Source organism: Streptomyces sp. Xyl84, assembly GCF_059731885.1.
In genome coordinates, this window is the sequence record NZ_AP029182.1 from 1,772,579 (window position 1) to 1,797,023 (window position 24,445).

20 protein-coding genes are annotated in these 24,445 nt (G+C 70.1%); 12 read left to right on the top strand and 8 right to left on the bottom strand.

Translation table 11 applies throughout. From position 1 onward, the window contains the following. Positions 1–43: 43 nt before the first annotated feature. The 5 genes from AC6I72_RS07525 to AC6I72_RS07545 all read right to left on the bottom strand — a co-directional run bounded on the left by AC6I72_RS07525 (position 44) and on the right by AC6I72_RS07545 (position 9,699). A complete protein-coding gene (locus AC6I72_RS07525; RefSeq protein ID WP_498000094.1) occupies positions 44–508 on the bottom strand; it encodes a hypothetical protein in 465 nt (154 codons plus the stop codon). Then, positions 495–3,374, bottom strand: coding sequence for a pPIWI_RE module domain-containing protein (locus AC6I72_RS07530; protein WP_498000095.1), 2,880 nt, complete (start codon positions 3,372–3,374; stop codon positions 495–497). The genes AC6I72_RS07525 and AC6I72_RS07530 overlap by 14 nt, the downstream gene beginning before the upstream one ends. A 67-nt stretch (positions 3,375–3,441) precedes the next feature. After that, the gene (locus AC6I72_RS07535) at positions 3,442–6,888 is read right to left on the bottom strand and encodes a pPIWI_RE_Z domain-containing protein (protein WP_498000096.1); all 3,447 of its coding nucleotides are present in this window, start codon (positions 6,886–6,888) and stop codon (positions 3,442–3,444) included. After that, positions 6,881–8,077 carry a pPIWI_RE_Y domain-containing protein gene (locus tag AC6I72_RS07540; protein ID WP_498000097.1) on the bottom strand — a complete coding sequence of 399 codons (1,197 nt, stop codon included), beginning with the start codon at positions 8,075–8,077 and terminating at the stop codon, positions 6,881–6,883. The genes AC6I72_RS07535 and AC6I72_RS07540 overlap by 8 nt, the downstream gene beginning before the upstream one ends. Then, complete coding sequence (locus AC6I72_RS07545) at positions 8,074–9,699, bottom strand: PD-(D/E)XK nuclease family protein (protein WP_498000098.1); 1,626 nt, start codon at positions 9,697–9,699, stop codon at positions 8,074–8,076. The genes AC6I72_RS07540 and AC6I72_RS07545 overlap by 4 nt, the downstream gene beginning before the upstream one ends. A gap of 139 nt (positions 9,700–9,838) precedes the next feature. On the opposite strand from AC6I72_RS07545, the gene AC6I72_RS07550 reads away from it, so the two are divergent. Genes AC6I72_RS07550 through AC6I72_RS07565 form a run of 4 tightly spaced genes read left to right on the top strand, consistent with a single transcriptional unit; the run spans position 9,839 to position 14,764 of the window. Next, complete coding sequence (locus tag AC6I72_RS07550; RefSeq protein WP_498000099.1) at positions 9,839–10,738, top strand: hypothetical protein; 900 nt, start codon at positions 9,839–9,841, stop codon at positions 10,736–10,738. Positions 10,739–10,791: 53 nt separating this feature from the next. After that, entirely contained in the window at positions 10,792–11,916 is a 1,125-nt protein-coding gene (locus tag AC6I72_RS07555) for a hypothetical protein (protein ID WP_498000100.1), read from the top strand. After that, positions 11,913–13,424, top strand: a complete 1,512-nt coding sequence (locus tag AC6I72_RS07560; RefSeq protein ID WP_498000101.1) for a hypothetical protein — start codon at positions 11,913–11,915, stop codon at positions 13,422–13,424. The genes AC6I72_RS07555 and AC6I72_RS07560 overlap by 4 nt, the downstream gene beginning before the upstream one ends. Further along, positions 13,421–14,764 carry an AAA family ATPase gene (locus AC6I72_RS07565; RefSeq protein WP_498000102.1) on the top strand — a complete coding sequence of 448 codons (1,344 nt, stop codon included), beginning with the start codon at positions 13,421–13,423 and terminating at the stop codon, positions 14,762–14,764. Before AC6I72_RS07560 ends, AC6I72_RS07565 begins: the two co-directional genes overlap by 4 nt. Before the next feature lie 78 nt (positions 14,765–14,842). On the opposite strand, the gene AC6I72_RS07570 is transcribed toward AC6I72_RS07565, so the two are convergent. The 3 genes from AC6I72_RS07570 to AC6I72_RS07580 all read right to left on the bottom strand — a co-directional run bounded on the left by AC6I72_RS07570 (position 14,843) and on the right by AC6I72_RS07580 (position 16,798). Then, positions 14,843–15,802, bottom strand: a complete 960-nt coding sequence (locus AC6I72_RS07570) for a tyrosine-type recombinase/integrase (protein ID WP_498000103.1) — start codon at positions 15,800–15,802, stop codon at positions 14,843–14,845. A 189-nt stretch (positions 15,803–15,991) separates the two neighbouring features. After that, complete coding sequence (locus AC6I72_RS07575) at positions 15,992–16,198, bottom strand: helix-turn-helix domain-containing protein (protein WP_498000104.1); 207 nt, start codon at positions 16,196–16,198, stop codon at positions 15,992–15,994. Positions 16,199–16,513: 315 nt separating this feature from the next. After that, positions 16,514–16,798, bottom strand: a complete 285-nt coding sequence (locus tag AC6I72_RS07580; protein WP_498000105.1) for a helix-turn-helix domain-containing protein — start codon at positions 16,796–16,798, stop codon at positions 16,514–16,516. Positions 16,799–17,068: 270 nt separating this feature from the next. Here AC6I72_RS07580 and AC6I72_RS07585 point away from each other — a divergent pair, with 270 nt between their 5' ends. The 8 genes from AC6I72_RS07585 to AC6I72_RS07620 all read left to right on the top strand — a co-directional run bounded on the left by AC6I72_RS07585 (position 17,069) and on the right by AC6I72_RS07620 (position 24,409). Beyond that, positions 17,069–17,956, top strand: a complete 888-nt coding sequence (locus tag AC6I72_RS07585; RefSeq protein ID WP_223779237.1) for a hypothetical protein — start codon at positions 17,069–17,071, stop codon at positions 17,954–17,956. Next, positions 17,953–18,654 carry an ATP-binding protein gene (locus AC6I72_RS07590; protein WP_498004620.1) on the top strand — a complete coding sequence of 234 codons (702 nt, stop codon included), beginning with the start codon at positions 17,953–17,955 and terminating at the stop codon, positions 18,652–18,654. The genes AC6I72_RS07585 and AC6I72_RS07590 overlap by 4 nt, the downstream gene beginning before the upstream one ends. A gap of 108 nt (positions 18,655–18,762) precedes the next feature. Continuing rightward, positions 18,763–19,575: a DUF2637 domain-containing protein gene (locus tag AC6I72_RS07595; RefSeq protein WP_498000106.1), complete on the top strand. Its 813-nt coding sequence runs from the start codon at positions 18,763–18,765 to the stop codon at positions 19,573–19,575. A gap of 264 nt (positions 19,576–19,839) precedes the next feature. Further along, positions 19,840–20,247, top strand: a complete 408-nt coding sequence (locus tag AC6I72_RS07600; RefSeq protein ID WP_498000107.1) for a plasmid mobilization protein — start codon at positions 19,840–19,842, stop codon at positions 20,245–20,247. Continuing rightward, positions 20,244–21,959 carry a relaxase/mobilization nuclease domain-containing protein gene (locus tag AC6I72_RS07605; protein WP_498000108.1) on the top strand — a complete coding sequence of 572 codons (1,716 nt, stop codon included), beginning with the start codon at positions 20,244–20,246 and terminating at the stop codon, positions 21,957–21,959. Before AC6I72_RS07600 ends, AC6I72_RS07605 begins: the two co-directional genes overlap by 4 nt. Before the next feature lie 102 nt (positions 21,960–22,061). Further along, positions 22,062–22,442, top strand: a complete 381-nt coding sequence (locus AC6I72_RS07610; protein ID WP_498000109.1) for a hypothetical protein — start codon at positions 22,062–22,064, stop codon at positions 22,440–22,442. A gap of 20 nt (positions 22,443–22,462) precedes the next feature. Continuing rightward, positions 22,463–22,816, top strand: a complete 354-nt coding sequence (locus AC6I72_RS07615; RefSeq protein WP_498000110.1) for a hypothetical protein — start codon at positions 22,463–22,465, stop codon at positions 22,814–22,816. A gap of 204 nt (positions 22,817–23,020) precedes the next feature. Further along, positions 23,021–24,409: a hypothetical protein gene (locus AC6I72_RS07620; RefSeq protein WP_498000111.1), complete on the top strand. Its 1,389-nt coding sequence runs from the start codon at positions 23,021–23,023 to the stop codon at positions 24,407–24,409. The last annotated feature ends 36 nt before the right edge of the window (positions 24,410–24,445 follow it).

Below are 24,445 nucleotides of genomic sequence, written 5' to 3' on the forward strand. Positions count from 1 at the left end.
CCCGGGTCCCGGCCTCGGTTTGCTGTCATCGTTGTGATAGCTGTCATGACGAGGCCTGCTCCGTGCTTTCGAACGGGTAGGCAAGGCTCTGCGCACTTCGGATGCCGGAGACCAGCACGTTGCCACTTGTCCGGTAGGACAGGTGCTTCAGTGGCTCCAGGATGATCCGCACGGTGCCCGGCACCGTTCTGGCAAGGAGATCCCTGTCCCTGGTGAGCAGGCGTACTCCGGAATCTCCGAGGTCCTCAGCGTTCTGCACGATCTCAGAGAGGCCTTGGAGCGGACCGCTGGATAGATTGCCGTCGTAGTCCCGGGTCCGGTCGAAGGCGTGACGGATCACCCCGGACAGGCCCTCGAACAGCCCGCCCAGATGTGCGACGGCCACTGCCGTCGCCGCGCCTCCCTTCGGTTCCGGTACGCTGACCGCTTCCCGCATCTCCTCCTGGGCGTGGAGGAGTTCGGCGGACTGAACGGCCTGTTCCACCGCCTCCGTACTACACGTCGCCATGTGCCTGGTCCTCACTGTCCTCGTCCGTGTCGAAGTCAAAGGTGAGCTGCCCGGACCCGTCTCCGGGGACGGGCGCCGCGATCGGCCCCGCCGTCGGGTCCACTGCCTCCTCCTCGTCCTGCGGCAGCGCGTACTCGTCCGCGAGCCGTGCGAGGTGGAGAGCGAGCGGCAGGCCGAGCACGTCCCGGTAGTCGTCCTTACAGATGCGCTGTTGGTGGACGAACGCAGCCCATGCCTCGGGGTCGTCGCCGGGCTGAAGGCAGGCCAGGGTGAGCTCCAGTAGCTCGGGGTTCCACGCGTTCACCGTCGGCCGGTGGGCGCTCCGACCGGTGGGGTTGACGTGAGGGGTCAGCTTCGCGTCGTCGTTCGTCAACTTCGTCTGCGTGCTCGCCTTGTCCGCCGTGCTGTAGAAGACGCGGCCGGGGGCTCCGGGCTCGTCGGGCACCCACAGTCCCATGCCGAAGCCGCCCCGCTGTTGCCCGGCCAGCTCTTCCTCGCGCTCCTCCCGTTCCGCCCACCACTGGGGCGTCTCGTCACGGCCGCTGTCAGCGACCCTGACGACCCGGAGGTGCTTGCCGTAGAGACCGATCCGCTGCGCGGGGCCCCCGTCGAGGCCGATCCGATCCACCTCGAGCCCGCCGTTGGTGAGCCACGGCCAGCGCTTGCGCACGTCTTGTGCGTGGGCCAGGACCAGGGTCGGCGTGCCGCGCAGACTCGCCAGGGTCCTCCTGATGAAGGCCGCCGTGACTGCCGACTGCTGCGCCGAGGTCCTCAGGTCATTCCCCCGCACTCGTCCGGTCAGGATCCGGAGCAGGTCCGGGTAGGGCATCCACTCGGAGGCGTCCGCGGTCCGTCCGAGAACACACGGTGCGTCCGGCCGGAGCAGCACGGCGATCGGGGTGAACTGTGCCCTGCCCGTGGGACCGTCGACCCGGCGCTCGACCAGATGGAAGGCCACCTGGTTCAGTCCGGAAGGGATGCGATCGCCGAGAGTGTGCTGGGGCACCAGGCGCATCCCGGTCTGACGAAGGCCGTCCGCCCAGGCCGCTTCGGCCCGCAGGGCGGCGTCCTTCTCGGCGTCAGCCGTGTCCATCGCGGTGTCCAGGGGGCGGATGAACTGGGTGACCAAACCTGCGTCCGCGCACCCGAGCCGGATCGCGTACTTGGGGTCGGTACGCCTCGCGGGACCTTGGAACGCTTCGCTTCCCTCCAGCTCGACAAGGGCGATCCGAGCCCCGGGGACCTGCTCCCTCAGGCGGGTCATCGCCTCGGCGACCCGTCCGCGCCGCTCACGGATGGCCTGGTCGTGTTCCTGTCCCGCGCGCGGCGGCCGGTCCTCCGCTCCGAGAGGGGATCCCAGCTCGCCCAGCGGGTGGGCGTGGAGCCGCACGGTGAGCTCCTCGGCCTCCCACACCCATGTCTCCGGTCCTTGTTCCCGCCGAAACCCAGTGAGCCCGAGCGCGCTCTCGGCGGTGGCGGCGAGCCGGTCTCGCTGATCGTCGGTCTGGTGAACCAGGAAGCCGACGAGGTCGGTACCGTCCAGCGTCGCGGCGAGCGCCGCACGCCGCACCCGTGCGTTGTCCGCCGCGGTCCGTTCCGTCCGTTCCAGGAGGGCGGCGAGCTCTTCGGTGGTGGCGTTCTTTGGCATGGAGGGCCGCTTCGTGAGCTGTCTGACAGGCGGGCGACCGTACCGGCTGCGCTGGAGCTTCGGGGCGGGGACGAACTCGGGGGCCAGCGCTTGCTCGGCCCACTCGATGAGACGGCGGCGTTCGCTGGGCATGAGTCCGGTCCCGATGGGGTGTCTGCCCATGGCGGCCTGGTGGCCGACCGCCAGCCTGATGCCGTCCTTCCCGTCCCCGATCCAGTGGTCGGCCTCCTTGACCAGTCGATCCACCGACGGGAGCCCGTCGAGCGCGGCGACGGCGGCGAGCATGCCACTGGGGCCGCCCTGCCTCCAATCCGTGGTCCCGTTGCGCCACTGCAGCATGGCAACCGAGAGTCGCCGGGACACCGGTGCGTCCGGCACGAGCGAGATCTCTGGCAGTAGGTAGACCGAGACCCCCTTGCGGAAGGGCATCCAGACCTTTCCGGTGACGAACCGGCGGATTCCCGCGCTGAGGTGAATCCGAGGAACCGGCGAGAACGGGACGGTGCGCACGCCGACGCGGAGGGTGGCCGCGTAGTACGACGGCTTGCGCTCGCTGCCCCTACCCGCGGGTCGGTATTCGATCGGCGGCCACGACATCAGTTCCGCGCTGCTGCTTCCGGCGTCGTACCCGCCGCCGGCGCCGGCGACCTGGTGGAAGGTGAGTTGCCGGCCTCCGTGCTCGTAGGCACCCTGACGTGCGATGCGTGCGGCCAGTTCGTCGGGGAGCAGTCGGTACACCAGACGGGTGGGCTTGGCGGTGCCACCGGGAGAAGGCTGTTGTTCGAGCAGGTCGATGGTGTCTGCGCGCCAGGTCAGGCTTCCGGTGTCCAGCTCGCGGAAGCACTCCGCGAGCAGACGCCGTGCGTCCGGATCATCGGGATGGCGGGGGAGGTTTCTGAGCCAGGTGGCGGCGTAGAGGTTGGTCACCGGGGTGGGAAACGGCTCGGTGCAGTAGAGCCAGGGGGAGTCCGTTCCGAAGGTGGCGTTGGACGCCACGGTGACGACGTCCGGGGCGGTGGTGCGGATCAGCTGGTTGATCTCCCGGGTGGGGATGCGGCGTGGGCCGTGCCACCGGCCTTCCGGCCAGCCATGGTCACGCAGCTGACCGAGCGGCTCCTCCCAGTGAGCGGGCAGCGAGAGGGTGTGCCGTAGGACGGGGAAAGGCCCCTGTGCCGGGTCAGGCATGTACGAGGCGGTCCGTACGTGCTGGTACGCCATCTTGTGAGTCTCCTGATCGGAGGAAGGTGCGTGAACAGGTTCGGGGTGCGGATGGGCAGCCGCGGTCTCAGCCCATGTCGACGAGGGCGCGGTAGAGCGGCTCGTACAGCTCGCGGACGAGCGACTTGTCGATTGGAGAGGGTTCCGGCGGAGCTTCGGCACCTTGAGCGACGATGCCGGGCTCGTCGAAGTAGGGGGCCAGCACGGCGCGCATGCTCGCCAGCAGGCTGGTGTCCGGGGTGTCGACAGCCTCGAATCCCGCCTCGCGGGGTGAGAAGGCGGCGTCCACGAAGGCCACCCTGGCAGGCACACCGCCACGTACGAGGCGGCCGATCACCTGCCACATCACGACCAGCTGGTCCCAGGTGAAGGCGACCTTCTCATCGTCCCGGAGGCTGGACCAGGCCATTCGGCGGGTGAGGTACCGGTTCCACTGGCGGCGGGCGCGACTACGGAACCCGATGGCGGCCTGGTGCGGCGTGGCAGCCGCGAGCGTCGCCTGTGTGAAGACTCTTCCGGTGTCCCGGAGCTGGCGTACCGCCCAATCGTTGATCGACTGGATGGCGAGGGCGATGTCGTCGGGCCGCGGGTGGGGCCGGGCGAGGAAGTAGACGCTGCCGATCGCCGCCTTGCCCGTGCTCAGCACGATGTTGTGCCCTCGTTCCACCGCAAGCAGCGGCGCGATCAGGAGTTCGCCGCCGATCTTCGCGAAGGAGTGCACGTCACCTCGGGTGAGGGTGCGCACCGCGGGGTCCTCCGGCAGCCGGGCCCAGGCGGTGTCGGCGTCCGCGTCGTCCGAGACGAGCTGGACGACACGGCCGTTCCACTCAGGGATCCCGTTGAGGTACTCGGCCGCGCGCCGCGCCTCGTCGTAGCTGCCGACGAGGAGCAGGATGCGGCGCCGATCCTGGTCGGGGATCTCGTCCAGCTCGGTGTCGAGCATGCTGGACGCGCCGGGCAGGCTGCGGTCAGGAACCGCGAGCTGCCGGAGCATCTCGACGAGCGCCTGGGGCCGCTCCTTCGGGGGGCAGCCCGACAGCCGCAGGGGCCGCGGCCCTTCGCTGCCCGGCCAGTGGAGGAACTCCTTGCGGAACTCGGTGCCGAGGACGGCCTCGACCTCCTCGTCCCGCGGGCGAAGCACGGCTCCCACATCGGCGTGCAGGTGGTACCGGCTGGAAGTGCCGGCCCAGCTGGTCGCGGACATGAGCAGAACGTGGGGGGCAGGTCGACTGTCCACCCGACACAGGTCGCCCATTCGCATGAGGAGTTCGCGCCCCACACCGTTGCAGTGGAAGAAGCGCAGCTCACCGCTGCGGTCACCGTCGCGCTCCGAGTCCGTGAGGCGAAACTGGAAGCCGAGGACGTTGCCCATCGGTGATTCGGGGATGACCGCCTCGTAGTCCTTCGGAGGTCTGCGGGAGAGGACGTTCGACGCGTTCTCCAGGTGGAGTGCGGCCTCGACGCGCGGCCACAGGATGGTCATGAAGTCGAGTCGGCTGTGGAGCGCGGCGAGGAGCAGGGTGAACTCGAAGCGTCGGGCCTGTACGTCGATCCGGTCGAGGACTCCGGAGTCGTGGCCCACGACAGCAGTGAGGGTGGAGCGGAGCCGTTCCCGGGTGCGGGCGCCCTGGGGGGCGTGGAGCAGTTCGAGGGCCAGGTGGACGAAGGTGTTGACCAGGGGGGTCACCTGGTCGCCGTCACCAGTGCTCTCGTGCTCGTGCAGGGGGTCGTCCCGGAACCGCAGCAACGCCTCGTCCAGCAGCCGTGCCGCGGGCGGTGGTTGGTCGCCCGCGTCCCGTCCGGGGAACCAGCTGTCGATCAGCAGGTTGTGCAGGGTGAACGCGCTGAAGTAGTCGACGCTGATCCACTGCCGCAGCTCCCCGTCCTTGACCAGGAGCGAATAGAGCCGGTCGGTGGCGGCGCTCACGGTGTTGACGGCGTTCGTCCAGTCGTCGACGTCGCGTTCGGACAGCTGGAGCCGCCCGTCTCGGGCCATCTGCTGGAACTTGTGGACGGCGACCTCGTCGAACCATGAGTTCGGGTAGGTGCCGACGAGGGTGCTGGCCGGGGCGAACACGGTGTCGAGCTGCATCTGCACGCGGTCCGCCTCGTCGACGATGATCAGGTCGCTGAGTCGGCAGGCGAGTTCCAGGTAACGGATCTGCTCGTCGTGCTGGTGCTGGGGCACGGAGCTGTGCACCAGCCCGGCGGGGGTCGCAACCCAGACGCGGGCATCGACGAGGTCCCGGGCGCCGCGATGTCTCGGACAGCGGTTCCACAGCGGGCACAGCTTCCGCTGGGGCTTGGGGCGCGACCTTCGGCCGGCCGGGTTCTCCGCTTCGACCAGTGGATCGTCCGGGGTCTCTTCCTGGTCCACAGCGGGGTACAGCCCGAGGCACGGGGCTTCCCTGATGCCGAGGGGCCTGCGTGCCTCCATGCCGCGCAGCACGTCCACGGGGCAGGCACTGCTCAGGTATGCGAAGCCGGGGTGGTCGTGTCCCAGCATGGTGTCGGCGCCCGCCACCGCGGTGCGGCGGTGCAGGCGTCCGATGTTCCGCTCTCGCGTGGAGTGGCCGAGGATGGGTGCCGCCGCTACCCCGAGTCGCTTGAACAGCTCCACGACGGCCAGGGTTTCGGCGACGTCGCCGACGACCAGGGTGACACGGCGCGACGTCCGAGTGACCAGGTGGTAGGTGAGGATGTCGCGGAGGGTCGACTTGCCCGCACCGACCATGCCGACCAGGTGGAGCAGCTGGTCGATCCTGAGGCGCTCGCCCCGCGTGAACCGACCGAGGGCCTCGTCCCGGACGAGTAACCGGACACGGCTCAGTCGACCGCGCCATCCGCTTCGGAAGCCGCCGATGACCTCCTCCTTCGCGTCCATGGCTGCGGCCGCCGACTCGAGTTCTTCCCAGGTCACGTCCACGGGTTCCCCGCGCCCGGCGGGTGCCGCGTCGAGGGCGTGCGACCTGGGAAGGGCGCCGAGCAGCAGGTCGTCGGTGATCTCGACCGAGTGGAGCCGGTCCTGGGCCCGGAAGGTGTGCTCGCCCGACCCAGCGAGCGGAACACGGCGGGTCGCGAACTCGGGTCCTGTGGTGAGCAACTCTTCGAACACCTCGAAACGACGCGCTGCCCGGGCGGGTACGCGTCGACGCGGGACCGCGTCGACGCTTTCGAGGTCGTATCCGCGCAGCTGCTGCGGCACGCGTAGGTACGACTCCAGCGCCTCAGACCAAGCGTGTCCGCGTCTGAGGACCCACAGGTGGTGGCGGGCGCGCAGGATGCGCAGCCGCTGTTCGTCGGAGCGGACGTCCCCGAGCGCTTCGCTGTGGGGGTATCCGCCGAGGAGGGGCCACACGTCGAGTGCGGCGCGCGTGGGCGCCACGCTCTGCAGCAGATAGAGGCCCAGTTCGACGTCGAGGAGATCGGCGACCCGGAACGCACCGAGGTCATCCGGCCATACATCGGTGAGCTGGCGGGAGCAACGACGGTGCCAGCTGCTGCGATCACGCATGGTGGTCTCCTTGGCGGCGAGGGGATCCGGCGGCTTCCGTCCGGTCGGCGATCTGCTCGGCCACGAGACGCAGGAAGGTCCGGTCGTCGAGCAGGGTGATGTTCCCTGCCAGATCTTCGGGAAGATTTCGGCGGAACTGTCGTCCGTACGCCTCGTTCTCGCGGAATCGATAGCGGGGCACGACCAGGAAGGCTCGGTCGAAGGGCGGGTCGGCCCGGAAGCGGGTGAGTGTGCGTGCGAGCAGAACCGGGTTCACCCGGTCCTTGACGTCCACGGCCCAGTACCGGCCTCCCGGCAGCGGGACGCGCAAGTCGTACGCGTCGAACTGGGGCCACATCTCGGCGTCGATGCCGAAGCGTCTCTTGAGGGTTGACCCGATGTCGTTCTCTGCCAGGCCCGGACTGGTGACGAACATCCGCAGGGGGCGGCTGAGCTGGTGGAGCCCGCTGCGGTCGGGACGTACCGGAACGGGGACAGCCGCGGTGGCGTCACGGCGGCAGCGGTCCAGCTCGCAGCGGTGACCTCCGCCGGGCAGTGGCACCATCAGGCAGCGGCAGCGTCCGCACTGCTGGTACCCGCCGTCGCGTCGATAGGTCGCAGGGACGGGTTCGTAGCACTGTCTGATGACGTGGTGGAGCAGGAGTCCGCACTCCGGGTCCCCGCCGAGCAGGGCGAGCTCCGCGCCGGTGAGTACGGGCCGGGTGGTCAGCAGGGACCGGAAGGCGGTGTACGCCGCAGGATCGCCTGCTGCCCGGCATACGGTGAGTGCCTCCAGCATGCGCTGGTTCTCGAAGATCTCTGCGGCGGGGTCCGCCGCATCCACCTCCCACTCGAGGCAGAGCTGGTGCGGCAGTCTCGTCTGGGGATCCACGAGCGTGCCGGCGGCCCCACGGGCTTCGGGAGGCAGGTCCAGCGGCCAGCCCGTCAGCGGTCGTTCGCAGGCCCAGCGCACCATCTCGGGAATGCTGCCCGGCGGTTCGACTCCGTGCCGCAGGCAGTGCAGGACGAGTCGGTTGTAGGCGTTCTGGACCTGGGCCGGATAGATCGGGTGGGGCACGCCGCGCTGCCGGGACAGACGGACCAGCGCACTGGCGATCTCCCGGAGCAGGGGTTCGTCCGAGCCCGCGGACGGTCGGGAGACCAGGCCGGATCGGGCTGCCCCGGAGTTCGGTGGGGTCTGGGTGATCATGCCTTCTCCTCCGCGTCGGCAGGGGCTTGGGCGCTCGGGCACCACCTCGAGACCGGGCACTGGTGGCAGTGCCCGCCCGGCCGTGCCTCCCACGCACGGTCCTCGCGCCAGGGGCCGGCGTACCGCCGGAGCACCGCTCGCGCCTTGGCCAGGCGCTCCGCGTCCATCGGGTCGATGACGTGGGGGTCGGATCCATCGGGACGGAGGACCTCCAGTTCCACCCTCGATCCGGAGGGGTCACCGCCCAGCTCCCCCTGGGCAAGCAGGACGACGGCCAGGGCGAGCTGCGGATACGCGTCCAACGGATCCTTGCCGATGCGGGCAGGAGTGCGGGTGGTCTTGAGCTCCCGCCATACCCAGGAACCGTCCTCCCTGTAGAGCAGGTCGGGTTTGGCCACGACCAGCGCCTGGGCCGCCGTGTCGTGAAACACCCGGGTCGGTTCGCATTCGACCCGCTCGATGGCCTCGGGGAGCTGGAAGGGGCACGAGTCCACATGCTGCAGGAGCATGGCGCGGCCTGTCTCCGCCTCCTCGTCCGGGACCCTCCACCGGTCGGCGGTCCAGTTCTCCCCCGGCGGGGGCATGTCGCCGCGCGTGCAGGGAATGGGGCCGGTGCGGCGGTGGAGCGCCTCGACCCAACCGTGCACGGCCTGGCCGAGCTTGGCCGCGTCGCTGTACTCGCCTGTTTTCGGCAGGTGCAGGGAGCGCAGCAGGGACTGCGCAGGGCAGGCGGCGTGGTACCTGAGGTCGCTGATGGACACCTTCCGCAGCGGTAACCGGCGGGAGGGCAGTGCCAGTACCCCCGGAGACCGGGGCACCGCCTCACACCCGGTGAACTGCTTGCAGTCGAAGCAGGCCGCCCCGGGGCGCTCCGGACCGCCCCTGACCACATTCCTCACGTGGGGGCCGCCGTGCGCCTCGTAGTACGCCTTGGCCTCCTCCGCAGTTCCGTCGAACTGAACGGTCCGCGATCCGTCGCCCAGGCCGATCTCGATGATCCTGACCCTCGCGACGGGCCCGGGAGAGCCGTGGATCACAAACTCCTGGTTCCAGCGGCGCGGCCACGCCGCGTCGGCTCCGAACGCCGCGGTGTACGCGGCGACCGCGATCTCACCCCGGCTCGACGCACGGGCGTCCCCGTGTCTCAGCCGCCGGTACTCGCGCACCGTGCCGTCGGCCGACTGGTAGCGGCGCCACCATGCGTAGAGCTCCCAGCGCCGACCATTGTCCTTGCGCACCGCCCAGTACGGCTGGACGGGCACGAAGGCGTCCGGCCCCTGGCTCGTGTACTGCCGCACCGCGTGCTCCACGTAGGTCCGGTGCCCCTCGTGCAGAGCAGGCCGGTGGCCGGACAGGGCTCCGAGCGCCTCGTCCACCGTGGCGCCGCCGAACTCGATCCGGTCCAGTGCCGCGCACACGGGACCGAGCGTGAAGGTCTCGTGCTCTTCCCGGGGAAGCTGCGACGGCACCCGCGCCCGAAGTCCTGGCCGGGCCTTCGCCGCGTCGCGGGCCGGGCAGACGTGCGGCTCGTCCGCTCCCCCTCCTGTGCCCGGCCCGATCCGGACCGGCCCCTCGTCCCCCGTCATCCACTGCGGCACACGCCACGGCACGTCGCACGTCATGTCGTTCCCCCTCCCGGCCGAAGCACGGAGTTAGGCCGGCCGTCGTGAACCCCGAGGCCGTGCCGCCGAGCGTAGCGCACAACTTTGGAACTCTTTGGAGAACCTTGGAAATCAAAGGGATCGGCGATACAGTGCGCCCATGACCGCATCGCTGGAGGAGCTCGAGGAACGCCTGTCGCGCCTGCGCGCCCTCCTGCGAGAGGCTCGACGCGCCCGCGACAACGCGGCCACCGCCCGCATCCGCGCCGAACTGCGCGAGGCGGAGGCCGCGTGGGAGCGAGCCCTCGACGCCGAGGAGGCGGAGGGGGCCGCGCCACCTGCCGCGGCTCCTTCCTCACCCGCCGGGTCCCCGGCACCTGCCACCACCGCCGGGACCGCATCCTCGTTCCGGCTCCAGGCCCACGGGAAGCAGTCCACCCACGGCGCCGTCCCGGTCCGCGAGCAGGTGCACCAGGCGCTCACCCTGCTCGGCGCTCCCGCGTCGCCCAAGCTGATCTCATCCGTATACCAGGCCTTCTTCACCGAGCCGCTGGTCGCGACGAAACTCGCCTCCCTCCGCCGGGACGAGGAAAGGTCCTTCACCGCACAGGGCTACGCCCGCCCCTACTACATCTGTGCCGCCCTCACCCACGACCGGCTCACACCCGCCCGCGGTCTCCTCGCCGTATCCGTCTGGCCCCTGGAGCAGCGCATCGTCGGCCCACTGAGCCCGCGTGCCGACTTCCTTGTCCACGCCATCGGCACCGCCGAGCAGATCCTGCGGCTCGACGTCGCCGGACACGCGCCCTCCGGCGCAGCCCGCCAACTGCTGCGCCGTTTCGCGCTCAACATCCCCGGCGCGTACGACGACGAGGAAACCGACCCCGAACGCGTGATCTCCGCAGCACGCACGGAGGCCGCAGTGCACCAGGAGGCGGACTACTCCCTGCGTCGCACGACCGCCGACCGCGCACGCGGCCAACTCACAGAAGTACAGCAGCTCTTCGGGGCCCCGCCCCTGCACGATGCCCTGCGCGGTTCAGCCGGCTTCACCATCTGACCGACTACCGGATTCCTCCGGTGCCGCCACAGAATTCCGCGTAAGAAGAGAAGATGCCTCCGCAGCACCCTTCTGCCCCCTCTCCGGGAAGACTCGCCGTCCTGCGCGGACCGCGACCTCCGCAGGAGTACACGGCACGCAAGATCACCGCCCTCACGGCCAACCCGGCCTGCTCCCGCCGCGCCGTACTCGACGCAGCGGGCGTGGACAAGGCGTTGCTCGCCCAACGCCTGGGCCATGAGCCGCGTTTCGGCCAGTCCCCCTTCGCGATCCGGCGCGAGCAGAGCTTCGAGGCCCTGGTCAAATGGGGCGGCTACGCGGAGCTCATTCGCCTGCTCCGGGAGCAACTCGACGTCCCCGTCGAGGAAGCCGCGGTAGCCGATCTGACCGAGGTGGGCGGCGACGCTTCGCTCGCGGTGCGGGCGGGCGAGAGTCGGCGGCTTCTGAACCGCCTGGCGGCCGGCGCCGACGAGCGGCTGATCCTGGACCGCCCCGTCCTGACCCTGGAGGTCGCCGGTCAGACCGCCCACGTGATACCGCAAGCCCTCAGCCACCGCACCGGCGGACAGTTCTACGTGGTGGAGATCCGCTCCTTCCCGGCCATCGACGGCCAGGCGAACCCCTCGGCGGTCGCCCAGACCACGAAACAGGCGGCGGTCAGCGTCCTCGCCCTGCGGCAGACCTTCACCGAACTCGGCCTCGATCCCAAGGCGATCGCCCACAGGTTCCTTCTCATCTGCCCGAAGGACTTCTCCAACCGGCCCTACGGGAAGCTGATCGACCTCCGCCAGGAACTCGACGCCCTGCGGTTCCAGTTATCGCGCCTGCGCCGGGCCGAAGACCTGGCCCACGCCCTCTCTCCCGATGCGACGCTCGACACCGAACGGCCGAAGGCCGAGATCGACGCCACGATGCGGGAGCTGGACGCCAGCTTCACCCCCGACTGCCTCTCGTTCTGCGAGATGTCCCGCTACTGCCGGGACGAGGCCACTGACTGCGCCTCCCCGGCCCGACTGGGTGGAGTGGTACGCAACAGTCTTCCCGGCATCGACTCCACCCGGACCGCCCTCCGCCTCCTCGACGGCACCAGCACCCCGGGCCCCGCCGAGGAGGCGGTCATCATCCGGCTGCGGGCCGCCGAACGACTCCGTCGACTGCGTGGAGGTTCGACCGCGTGAGCATCATCGCCACGGTGGCCGCCCTGCGGGCATCCACGTCGGAATACGCCGAGCGGCTGACGACCGTGCGCCACGAGCATGTGGACGACACCCCGTTCGTCCTCATCCCGCTCACCCTCGCCGGCGAGGCCTGCGCGCCACTCGCAGCTCTCGCCGGGACGGATCCCGACCACCCGGTGCTTCTGACGGTTCGCCGCCCCCACGACCGAACCGAGCGCTTCGGCTTCGTCGAGAGCCTCGCGGACCTCCTCCTGCCCTACTTCGAGGAATGCCGCGCCGCGCCGAAAGAGCCGTACACGGTCGGGCGCGGCAAGGACAAGGAGGAGCGGGAGCGGCCCCTGCGCGCACCCCAGCTCCTCGTCCCGAACGCTGGGGGGATCACGTACGTCCGGCTGCTGGGCCGTCTGACCCGGCTGCGCGCGACAGACGGTCCGCATGCCGTCTCCCCATCCGTACCCCTGCTCGGAAAGTGGCTGACCTGGTTCGCCGACCGGGCCGAGTTCCCGGATTCCGCCCTGCTCCAGGCCATGACGCGGTCCCTCTCTGCCCACTGGGCCACCGGGCAGAGCCCCACCGAGAACGCGAACCTGGCGTCCCTGCTCGGCTGGATCGATCCCCCCGCCGGACGCACCGGGGCCGAGACCGCCCGGGAGCGCGAAGACCCCGCGGCGTGGCCGCCCGCCGGGCCGGCGACCGACCCGGTCTTCGACCGCACGCTCGACGAACTGATCACGAAGTACGACGGCGCAACCGGAGAGCGGGGGCGGGACGCCGCCGCTCGCACCATCGACCGCGAGCTGCACGCCCAGATGCTGCCGACCTGGCAGCTGATGTGGCACGGCGTCCGCCTGTTGCGCGAGCTTCCCGCCGGGGGCCACGTCGCCGAACGGCGGGCATACGACCGGCGTCTGTTCGGTGAGTACGCGACCTATCTGGACGACGACGGGCGCCCACAGGCCCGCCGCGACCACGCGGTGGGGGCGGCCCGCCGCCTCGCCCGTATGGAGGAGGCCCAGGAGCGGTACGACGCCGAGCGCGCGTATGACGATCCGCTGGTGATGGCGGAGTACGAACTGACGGGCGAGGCGTTCACGGGCGTGGTCACGGCCCGGGAGGAAGAGCGCACCATCCCCGGGGCGCGGCCCGGATCCCCGCTGTGGCGCCCGACAATCACCGTGCACTGCGAAATTCCCGTATCCATGGCGGTGGGGACGGCGGTCAAGTCCCCGGCAAGACCGAGGCAGAGGGCCGAGATTCTAGACGTCCTTCCCGACGGAGCCGGGTCCGCCGTGCTGATCCAGCTGAACGGCGGCTTCGGCAACAAGCGCAAGCCGCCCGCGCCTGAGGGGACCATGGCCGACCTCGGCGAGACGATCACCTTCACGTCGATCGATCCCAAGAACATGCCGTCCTCGCTCCCGGCTGAGGAGGACACCCCCTGGACCCACGGCGGTCCGCCACAGCCGTACGAACCCACCGACGAGGACGCGGAAGAGGTCTGGGAATGACAGCCACTCCGGAACCCGACAGCGGCACGTCACCCGGCGCCCTCGCCGACCGGGCGGTCGCCGACGTGCTGTCCGGCCTGGACTCGACCACCGGACGCGGCATCGTGGTGGACTCTCCACCAGGCGCGGGAAAGTCCACGCTGGTCAAGCGCGCCACCGGCCACCTGACATCGGCCGGCCATCAGGTGATGATCGTCGCGCAGACCAACGAACAGGTCGACGACCTGGTCGACAACATCGCCCGGGAGTACCCTGCTCTTCCCCTCGGGCGCCTGCACGCGAACGGCTTCCGTCTTCCCGAGCGCGTGAGCCGACACGCGAATGTACGGGGCAGTAATGAGGCAGACGCCCTCCGCGAGCTGGCGGTCGTGGTCTCCACCGCCAAAAAATGGTCGTACGTCAAACCTGAGAAGTGTGCTCCATGGCGCTGGGCCATCGTGGACGAGGCCTACCAGATGCGGTCGGACGCGCTGCTGGCGACGGCACCGCTGTTCTCCGAAAAGGACTCACAAGTCCTCTTCGTCGGCGATCCCGGGCAGCTGGATCCCTTCGCCACAGTGGACACCGACCGCTGGCAGGGACTGACCTGGGACCCGCTGCGCAACGCCGTCGACGTGGCGCTGGCGCACAACTCGGACCTGCTGCGACACGAGCTCCCGGTCTCCTGGCGGCTGCCGGAGATGGCAGCCCCTCTCGTGCAGAAGGCGTTCTATCCCTTCTACTCCTTCATCTCCGGTACCAAGGCGGCTGACCGCGTCCTCACCTACGGCACCGCACCTCACCGTGCAACACCGTCGGACGCCGTCCTCGCCTGCGCGGCCGGGTCGGGCTGGGGTCTGCTGGAGCTTCCCGCTCGGCACACTCTCGACGATGACCCCGAGGTGGCCGAAGCACTGGCAGAAACGGCGGCCCGGTTGCTGGAGCGAGGGGCGCTGGTGAACGGAGAGCCGCTCATCGAGTCCCGCATCGCGATCGGAGCCGCCCGTACGATCCAGGCGGACTCGGTACGGTCGCGACTGGAGAAGCGGGGTCTCACGGGCATCACCGTGGACACCGCCAACCGTCTCCAGGGCCGCGAGTTCGACGTCACACTGGTCTGGCACCCGCTCTCCGGCCGTCAGGATGCCTCCGCCTTCCATCTGGAGACGGGTCGCCTGTGCGTCCTGCTCTCCCGCCACCGCTTCGCCTGCATCGTCGTGGCCCGCGCCGGCATCACCGACCTCCTGGACCGGCATCCCCGCAGCAGCCTGGTCTACCTCGACGTACCACCGAAGTTCCCGGACGGGTGGCGGGCGCACCAAGTGGTCATGGACTACCTGGAGAAACAAGCTCGTCCATAGCTGTAGGCCGCCCTTCAGCTCGCCCTGTACGTAGGCGCAGCGCGCATCCGACGCACGCCAGTGGACAGGACGAGTTGTCTACGCTGCAAAGGTCAGCGGGACGTCCAAACGCTCCCAAGCTGCCAGCACTGCCTTGTGCGCGTCCGGCTGCAGGTGGGCGTAGCGCTGGGTGGTCTGGAAGCTCTCGTGGCCGAGGAGGTGCTGGACCTCGTAGAGCGAGACTCCCTTCTGGACGAGCCACGAAGCGCAGGTGTGACGCATGGAGTGGGGCGGATAGTGCGGAACGGGGAGCTGCTCCCCGTCGGTGCCGAAGTAGTGGGCATTCTCAATGGCAGGCCACCAGGTCTGGCGGCGCCAGTTGCCGTCGTCGAGGCGACGGCCAGCGCGGCCCTTGGTGACGGTGGTGAAGACCAGGGCGTCACGGTCGAGCGGGTGGATGTGACGTTCGAGCACGTCCAGGACGTGCGGCGGGAGCGGGACCTCCCGGCGGCTCCTCGAACTCTTGGGGTACTCCTTGATGCCGCTCTTGGTGTTGACCTCCACCACGAACAAGCGGGAACGGCGCTGGTCGATCCGATGGCGATGCAGGCCGGCGAGTTCGCCCCAGCGCAGGCCCGTGTAGAAGCCGAGCAGGCACATGGTGCGCCATGGCGCCGGGAGCTCGTCGACGATGCTCTGCGCCTGGTCGAGGGTGAACCATTGCGGGGGCTTGATCGCGATCTGCGGCAGGTCGATGTTCCTGCAGGGGCTGACCGCGATGACATCGTCGTCGACGGCCGCACGCATGATGGACGACAGCAGGTTGTACGCCCTCTTGATCGCCGAGGCGCCGACCCCCTTCTCGACCAGTCCACGGATCCAGCTCTGGACCTCCATGCGGGTGACGGCCCGCATCTCCCGGTCGGCCCAATGGGGCAGCACGTGGTTCTTGATGCTGGAGGCGTCGCCGCGCAGCGTGTGGGGCTCGACGACACGGGCCTGCCACCAGCGGGCGTGCCACTCGTGAAACGCCATCTCGCCGGCTCGGGGGTCCCGCATGCTTCCGCGGGCGAACTGGGTCTCCATCTCGGCGCCCCAGGCACGGGCCTGTGCCTTGAGGGGAAACGACTCGCTGAACCGGTCTCCAGCCCGGTTGCGGACGGTCGCCTGCCATTTGCCGGAGTTCAGCTTCCGGAGGTACGTGGTTCCGTTCCTTCCTGTTTCGCGTACGGAGGGACTTGGTCCTGGTCAGCGGCGGCGCGCGGGCGAGGAGACCGCCCGGCTGTTGATGAAGTCGTCCAGGCTCGCGGCGGGGACGCGAACGCGAGAGCGAGCCGGTCCTGTGCGCAGGTCGACGACGGGCAGCTCGCCGACGGCGATGAAGCGGTAGACCGTGCGGCGGTCAACGTCCAGGGCGGCGGCGACAGCGGGTATGGACAGCAGGCGCGGGGCCATAGGCGGTTCCTTTGCGTGAGAAAGAGCGACGGGAATGGAGAGATCTAACTGGGACGGGAGGCAACAAGCCCAGCCGATTCCGCGAGATCGTCGAATAGGGCTTCTACGTACGGCCGGGATCTCCGAGCGGAGCAGAAGAGGAAGCGAGCGGGGCTACGTGTGCGCGGAGGGGAATATGAAATCGGCGCGTAGGCAAATCGAGCAAGGCATCCTCTGGGGAGGTGGGCAGACTTCTGGCAGGAACCGGCACGACGAGCGTTCCGGGACCTCCAATCATCCGGAGAATCCCCGGTTTCGCTAACCGGGGATCGTCGGCTATATTTCGCCCACCCCGGCCGCCCCTGGGGGCATGAGGGGGCCGGCGAGGAGGGTCTGCGGGGCGATTCCGAGGGCTGTGGCGATGGCGACGAGGTCGTCGATGTCGCAGCGGCGGACGGTGCGTTCGATGCGGGAGAGCGCGGTGAAGGTCATGGGCCGGCCCAGTGCGGTGACCCGGGCGGCGAGCTGACGCTGGGAGTAGCCGCAGGCGGTGCGGGTGCGTTCGATGGCGTGGGCGGCGGCGTGTCCGGCGGGTCCGATGACGAGAGGGCGTGGCGGCATGGGTGGTGTTGTAGCTTGCGCGCCGACCGGTCCGGAAGGGCATTCCTGTCTGCCGTGAGCGATGCAAATCACCCGGCGATTTCCCGCAGCGATTTCGGTGACCGGGAATTCGGCCCTACAGTTGCGGGACTCGCCGACGCGACATGCCGCCGGGCTGTACGGAATTCCAGTGCAAAGTCTGGACTTCTGCGCCCCAGGTGTGGCTGTGTTGGCCATGCACCCCGCACCGCCGGATTCCCCAGCCCTCTCCCTGAAAGGTGGTCGATCGCCATCGCCCGTATCCGCACCATCAAGCCCGAGGCGTTCTCGTCCGAGTCCCTCGCGGCGGTGTCGCTGTCCGCCGAGCGGACCTTCTTCGGGCTGCTCACCCAGGCCGACGACCAGGGCCGGTTTCGCGACCAGGCCGCCGTCATCGCCGGCCAGCTGTGGTCGCTGCGCCGCGAGCACGGCCCGGAGGCGGTCGAGGACGACTTGATCCAGCTCCACGGTGCCGGGCTGATCTGCCGGTACGAGGGCGGGGACGGCAAGCGGTACCTGCACATCGTCACCTTCGCCCAGCACCAGAAGATCAACCGGCCCAGCGGTGTCCGGACGCCCCCGTGCCCGCACCACGATCTCGGGATTCCGCGTGAGCCCTCACCGCAGGCGCAGGGAGCTCTCGTGGAGACTTCCGCGAGTCGTCAGGGAGGACTCACGGAGCCCTCCGTGAACAACGAATCCGCAGGTCAGAGGCAATTCCGTGAGCACTCACCGCAGCCGCAGGGAGGGCTCACCGAGCCCTCCGTGAGCCCTCACCGTCCGGATCTAGGACCTAGGAACAGGGATCTAGGATCTACCCCGTTGGGGGCGCAAGCGCCCCCCGCGCCCGACTCGGTCTCGACGAAGGACCTGATCGGCGAGTACGCCGCCGGATGCGCTTACCGCCCGCCGCAGGACGTGCTCAGCCACCTCGGCCAGGAGGTGAAGAAGCTCCTCAACGAGGGCATCGCCCCGGACCACATCCGCGCCGGCCTCAACCGCCACCGCGCCAAGGGCCTGCACCCCAGCACCCTGCCCAGCCTCGTCCACGAGGCCATGAACGCCACCCCCGCCGCCGCTGCCCACCAGCCGTGGACCAACCCCACCAACACCGCCGCTGCCTACGGAGGCGACCTCTGACCACCGCCGCCCTCACCCACGCTCCCCAGCAGCCCGCCCGTATCACCGGCCGACTCGGCGACATCCTGGCCCAGCGCGGCATCGCCCCCGACGCCGCCGCCCAGGAGCCGACGCCCGAACCCGTCACCGCACTGCAACAGGCGGAAGCCCGCATCCCCGCCCGCTTCCGCCACGCCCTCGCCGACCACCCCCAGGTCACCGCCTGGGCGGACGAGATCACCCGCGCCGGACGCCCCGGCCCCGCCGGCGCACCGGGCATCGCGGAGGGACCCTCGCTGCGAATCGTCGGACCGACCGGCACCGGCAAGACCCACCAGGCATACGGCGCCATCCGCACCCTGCTGGCCGCCGGGGTCCGCCTGCGCTGGGAAGCCGTCACCGCCGCCGACCTCTACGCCCGCCTGCGCCCGCGCCCCGGCTTCGACAGCGAGCGCGACCTGCAGAGCCTGATGCGCTGCCCGCTGCTGCTCCTGGACGACCTCGGCGCGGCGAAGACCAGCGAGTGGACCGAGGAACTCACCTACCGGCTGATCAACCACCGGTACGAGCACCTGCGCCCCACCCTGATCACCAGCAACCTCACAACCGACACCCTGCGGGCAGCCCTCGGCGACCGCGTCGCCTCCCGCCTGGCCCAGATGACCGAACGCGTCACCCTCGAAGGCGACGACCGCCGCCGTCAGAAGCCCGTCGCCTGACCCCGACAGCGCCCATCCCGCCCCCTTGCACCACACCGGAGATTCCTGCTCTTGCCCTCCCCTGCCCCGAGACGCCCCGCCTTCGAACGGCGAGGCCGTCCCCTCCTCATGGGGATCACCCTGATCGCCGCCGTCGGCTTCGTCCTCTCCTACGACGCCCTGCGGCAAATGGCCGTCGCCGCCCACATCAGTGGACCGCTGACCTACCTCTTCCCCCTCGTCATCGACGGCTTCATCGCGCTGGACGTCACCGCCCTGCTCATCCTGCGCACCGCCCCTCTCCGCTCCCGCCTGTACGTGTGGACGCTCGTCACCCTGGCGACCGGCGCCAGCATCTGGGCCAACGCCCTGCACGCCATCCGCCTGAACGAACAGGCCCGCCTCCACCTCAACAACGCCACCGTCGGCGCCCTGTCCGCCATCGCCCCACTCGCCCTCGCCGGCGCCGTCCACCTCTACCTCGTCATCAACCGCCACCTCGCCGCCAACAAGGCGATGGCGGCCGAACCGCCAACCGCCAAGGCACCCAGTGGCGGACCGCCACCGCCCGCTGCCAAGTCCGCCGCCACCGCCATACCCGCTAAGCAGCGCCTGGTGCAGCCGACCGCCACGCCAGAGCCGAAGCCGCCCGCCGCACCGGCTTCCCCCGCCACGACCGCCACGGCGCCGCCTCCCGCCACCGCCACACCGCCGAGGAAAGCGACGCCAAAACCTGGCGGGCGCAAGGCCAGCGCCCCTGACGCCTACCTCCTGGAGCTCGCCCGCCAGATGCGCTACGAGACCGGCACCGTCCGCCGGACCGCCCTGGAGCGCACCGCCCGTGCCCAGGGCTACACCGTCGACAGGGCCCGGGCCCAGAAGGCCGCCGACACCGTCCTGGACGAAGCGGCCACCGCCAAGAATCTGGCGGCCACCGCCTGACGTCCCCGTCACCCCAGGCCCACACGGGCGCCCCTCCACCACTCGCTCCAAAGGAACACTCCGATGCACGACAGCCACACCGAGGCCCTCACCAACCAGCCGTTGGTGCCCACCGGCGCTGCCCCGGGCGGAGCAAGTTGGAGGTTCGGACACTCCCCCGTCGGGGGTGCGTCCGAACCGGTGCCCGCCCCGGGGGTGGCGGGCACCCTCCCGCGCCAGGGGGCGCGGGAGGGTGGGGCTGCGGCCGAGGGCGGACCGCAGCCGGTGCCGCGTCGCCGTGGCAAGTCCCGCGTACGCGCCCGTACGCAGCGCCGCGCGCACAGCGTCCGCCTCAGCGACGCCGAGCACGCGACCATCGCCGCCGGCGCCGAAGCGGTCGGCATGAGCATCGCCGGCTTCCTCGCCCACAGCGGACTCACCGCTGCCCGCGACCTCGACCGCACCGCATCCGCCATCGCCACCCGCCAGGACACCCTGACCACCCTCTTCACAATCCGGCGCCAGCTCGGGCACGCGAACAACAACCTCAACCAGGCCGCCCACGCGCTCAACAGCGGCACCTACCCCGACGGCCTGGAGGACACCATCGCCGCCGTCCGCCACGCCGTCGACGCCGTCCGCCACGTCACCGCCCGCCTCACCGACCCGAACTCCGAAGGCAACGCCGCTTGATCCCTCGCATCCACAAGCAGGGCCGCAACACCGTCCGCCTGCTCGCCTACCTCTACGGCCCCGGCCGCCGCGAGGAGCACACCGACCCCCACCTCGTCGCCTCCTTCGACGGCCTCGCCCCCGACCCCGGCCGCGACCCGAACACCACCCTCGCCGACCTCGCCCAGCTCCTGGACGAACCCCTACACCTCCTCGACGAAGACGCCCGCCCCACCACCCACGTGTGGCACGCCTCCGTCCGTGCCGCCCCCGGCGACCGCACCCTCACCGACGCCGAATGGGCGGACATCGCCCGCCGCGTCATCGCCGCCACGGGCATCGACCCCGGCGACGGCGCGGGCTGCCGCTGGGCAGCCGTCCGCCACGCCGACGACCACATCCACCTCATCGCCACGCTCGTCCGTGAAGACGGCCGCCGCCCCGACCACCACCGCTCCGCCAAGCGCGCCCAGACCGAATGCCGCCAGATCGAAGTCGACTACGGCCTCCACCGCGTGGCGGCGGGGGACGGGTCCGCCGCCACGCGGCCCACCAGCTCCGAACGCCACAAAGCCGACCGCCTCGGCCGACAGCGCACCCCACGCGAGGAGCTGCGCGAGGAAGTCCGCCGCTCGGTGGCCGGCGCAGCCAGTGAGGAGGAGTTCTTCGACCGTCTCGCCTCGGCCGGTCTGCTCGTCCGGCGGCGCATCGCACCCTCGGGCGACACCCTCGGCTACACCGTCGCCCTCCCTGATGACCGCAACGGCAAGGGCGAGCCGGTCTTCTACTCCGGTTCCAAGCTCGCCCCAGACCTCTCGCTGCCCCGGATCCGTGAACGCTGGACCACATCCGCGGAAGCCCTCTCCTCGGAGCCCTCCCAGCCGTGGGTGACCGGGCCCGCGTCCGCACGCCGACGCGCCGCCACAGCCACCTGGCAGGCCCTGCTCGTCATCGACCACGGCGACGATGGCGTCATCGCCGCACAGATATCCGCCACAGGGGAGGTCCTCGACGCCCTCGCCAAAACCTCCGCCGCCCACACCCGCCACGAACTCCAAGCCGCAGCAGCCGCCTTCGAACGTGCCTCCCGCTCCCACGTCCGCGCCGCACGCGGTCACGATCACGCCTTGCGCCGAGCCGCCCACGACCTCGTCCACAGCGGCCCGGCCCTCGGCCGGGGCGAGGACGGCGCCACCACCGCAATGGTCATCGACATGCTGTTCTTCCTGATCACCGCCGCCGCCCACTGGCACGCCAGGAAGCAGCACTTCCAGCAGGCCGAAGCCGCCCACCGGGCCGCCGCACACCTCCGCGCCGCCTATCCCGCCGCTGCCGCCCACCCCATGGCCTTCCTCCACCAGCGGGGCAGCCGCCTGGCCCCTGCCTGGCAACGCCATCACGCCGCCACCCTGCGCCAAGCCCTGCCCCAGCTGGCCGACCAGGTCCTCGCCGAACGCGGATGGCCCGCCCTCGCAGCCACCCTCGACGAAGCCCGGACCGCCGGCCACAACCCCACCGCTCTGCTGGTGCAGGCAGCCACCCAGAGGGATTTGGACACGGCGGAGCGCATGAGTGACGTGCTCGTGTGGCGGCTACGACGGATGGCCGACCTCCCCGCCGATCCCCAGAACTCCCGCAGCACGCATGGACGAGGCAGCGCTGCCGCCTCCTCGCAGCAACGTGCGGCACACCTCGACGCCAGGACCTCGAACGACACCCGAAGGCAGCGCTGACCCGCGAAACGAGGCGGAAAGATAGCCCAGAATCGCCGGTTAGCCTAACCGGCGATTCTCCCAACAATTGACCTTCCGACCAACCCCCGGAAGGAATCCCGCATGCCCCCGTCCGAAGCCCGCCCCGAGATCGTCGCCCTGCTCTGCGACGCGAACTTCCAGCACTTCCGCGAAACCGGCTCCTGGTCCCATCGAGACGGCCGCTCCTTCACCCAGGAGGAACGCACGCTGATCTTCCAGGCCACGCGCGCCGACCTCGAAGAGCTGAAGATCCAGCATTCGCGCTACATGGAGTACCTCCAGACGCACGAGGAAGCACCCGAAGCCATCCAGCTTTTTCTCGCCCCGTTCATGGAACAGCTCGACGAGAAGAACCTCGGCAACGCCCACGCCCTCATGGCGGAGGACGAGCGAGCCGAGTTCGACCGGCTGCTCAAGCTCATGATCGAACCCGCTCTCCCCTTCACCCCGTACACCTTCTGAACAGGCACAAGGAAACCTCCATGCCCACCCCTTCCCCCGCACCCCGCCCCCACGTCATGGCCCTGCTGTTCGACACGGACTTCGACCGGCCATGGGGCACCCGCACCTTCCGCCACCTCGACGGCCGCCCCTTCGCCGACGAAGAACGGGCACTCGCCGATGACGCCACTCTCGAAGAATTCCAGGCCGCCGGCGTCCACATCCACAACCCCGAAGCAGAAACCGAAGCCAAAGCAGCCGTCACCGAACTCGCCAAGCTGATCTATTCCTACGCCCTGGACCATCACATGACCCTCGTCCAATTCATGACCCACGATGACATGCTCGAATACGACCGCCTGTGCGGAATCGTCGCCGCAGGCGCTGATTCATGACCCGAGAGAAATAGCAGGAACGGGCCAGATCCTCCATGCAAACAACCAGCCGGTGGCGGGGGTCTTCCCTGCCACCGGCTGCACACTGTCCGCCGCCGTGCCGAAGTCCAGACCACGCGCCCTGCGCACTTGCGTGCGCCGCTCCTCCCTTCCGTACGGTCCAGCTGATGGCGAACCGCCCTCGCACACCGTGAAGGAGAGCTGTTGAAGCCGACCGAGGAAGTGCTCCAGGACCTGACCCAGCCGTCGAACATCTCCATCCACTCCGACGACGCACTCGTCGGCAAGGTGGAAGCCGCCATCACGGCGGACGACAAGAAGCGGAAGGAGAACGAGGACGAGCCGCTTCGCCGAAAGCCCGCCCTCGTCCCGATCCCGTCGACGGAGCTGCCCCGGCAGTTCGAAGTGACCCTCTGGGACGTCCTCCACACCCTCGCCCGGGCCACCGCCCTCTCGTGGCGTGGTGCGGGCCGGGGGCTGGCGGAGCACTGGGGCGCGCTGAAGTACACCCAGGCGCTGGCCGGCGGCAGGGACTCCTTCCTCGGTCTCACCGACGAGGGCCACCGCATCGCGGACCACTACAAGTCGCTGCAGTCCGGCGAGCTCGGCATCGGCTTCGCGCTGACCCTCGCGGAGCACGTGCTGCGCAGCCGCTTCCCCGACCATTCGGTGACGATCGTCCCCGCCGACACGGTGTTACGCGCGGGCTGGGCCCTCACGAGCAGGGACAAGGGCGAGAAGGTGAAGTACCGCTACCGCCCGCAGTACTTCGCCGAGGTCTGGCGTCCTGGCGAGCCGTCTCTCGTCATCCCCCTCGCCTGCAAGGGCAACCACGGCGACGCCGTCACCTCCGCCGACCAGCTGGCCTCCGCCTCCGTCCACGCCGAGGCGGTCCACGTCGGCGCGTGGAACGAGACCCCCGGCCTGCTGTTCAGCACGCAGCTCCCGACGGACGGCGGCACGATGACCGTCCACACCCTCCAGGCACCCGGCAGCGGCGGACAGCTGTCCCCCGCGGAAGGTCGTGAGCCGAACCTGAACGCACCGCCGTTCCAGGCGAACGTGATGCCGGACATCCACCCGCCGACCGAGGGCCTGGTGACGCCGGAGCCCGTACGGGGCTGCCACGTACAGCCGAAGGACTACGCCTGGTTCCAGGAGTCCCTGGCCCACACCACCGCAGCGGGTCTCATGACGTTTACCGGCTCCGGCCACGCCACCGCCCGCCACCTGACCGACCGGCAGGGCCGCAAACGCTTCACCGGCCTCGAACACGCAGCCGGCATGAGCGTCCAGGACGCCGCCCACGTCCTCTTCGGCACCGCGTACGTCGGCACCGACCACGTCTTCCGCCTCAACGGCCCCCGCGTCGAGGCGTTCTCCGGTGTGGACGAGGAAATCTTCCGACTCCTCGCCAGGGGCGATGTCGAGGAGTACCGGGCCCTCGTCCACGCCGGCCGCCACGCCCGCCCCCACCTCAGCTACGACAAGGACTGGGGAGGCCCGGTCTCCGTCCACGCCGACGGCTCGGTCCTCGCCCTGCGACTACTGCCAGGGCAGGACGAGGAGCCGCGTCCAGGCTCCGCCCACTGACGAAAGATTCGCCCGGTCCTCTCCGACCGACGACAG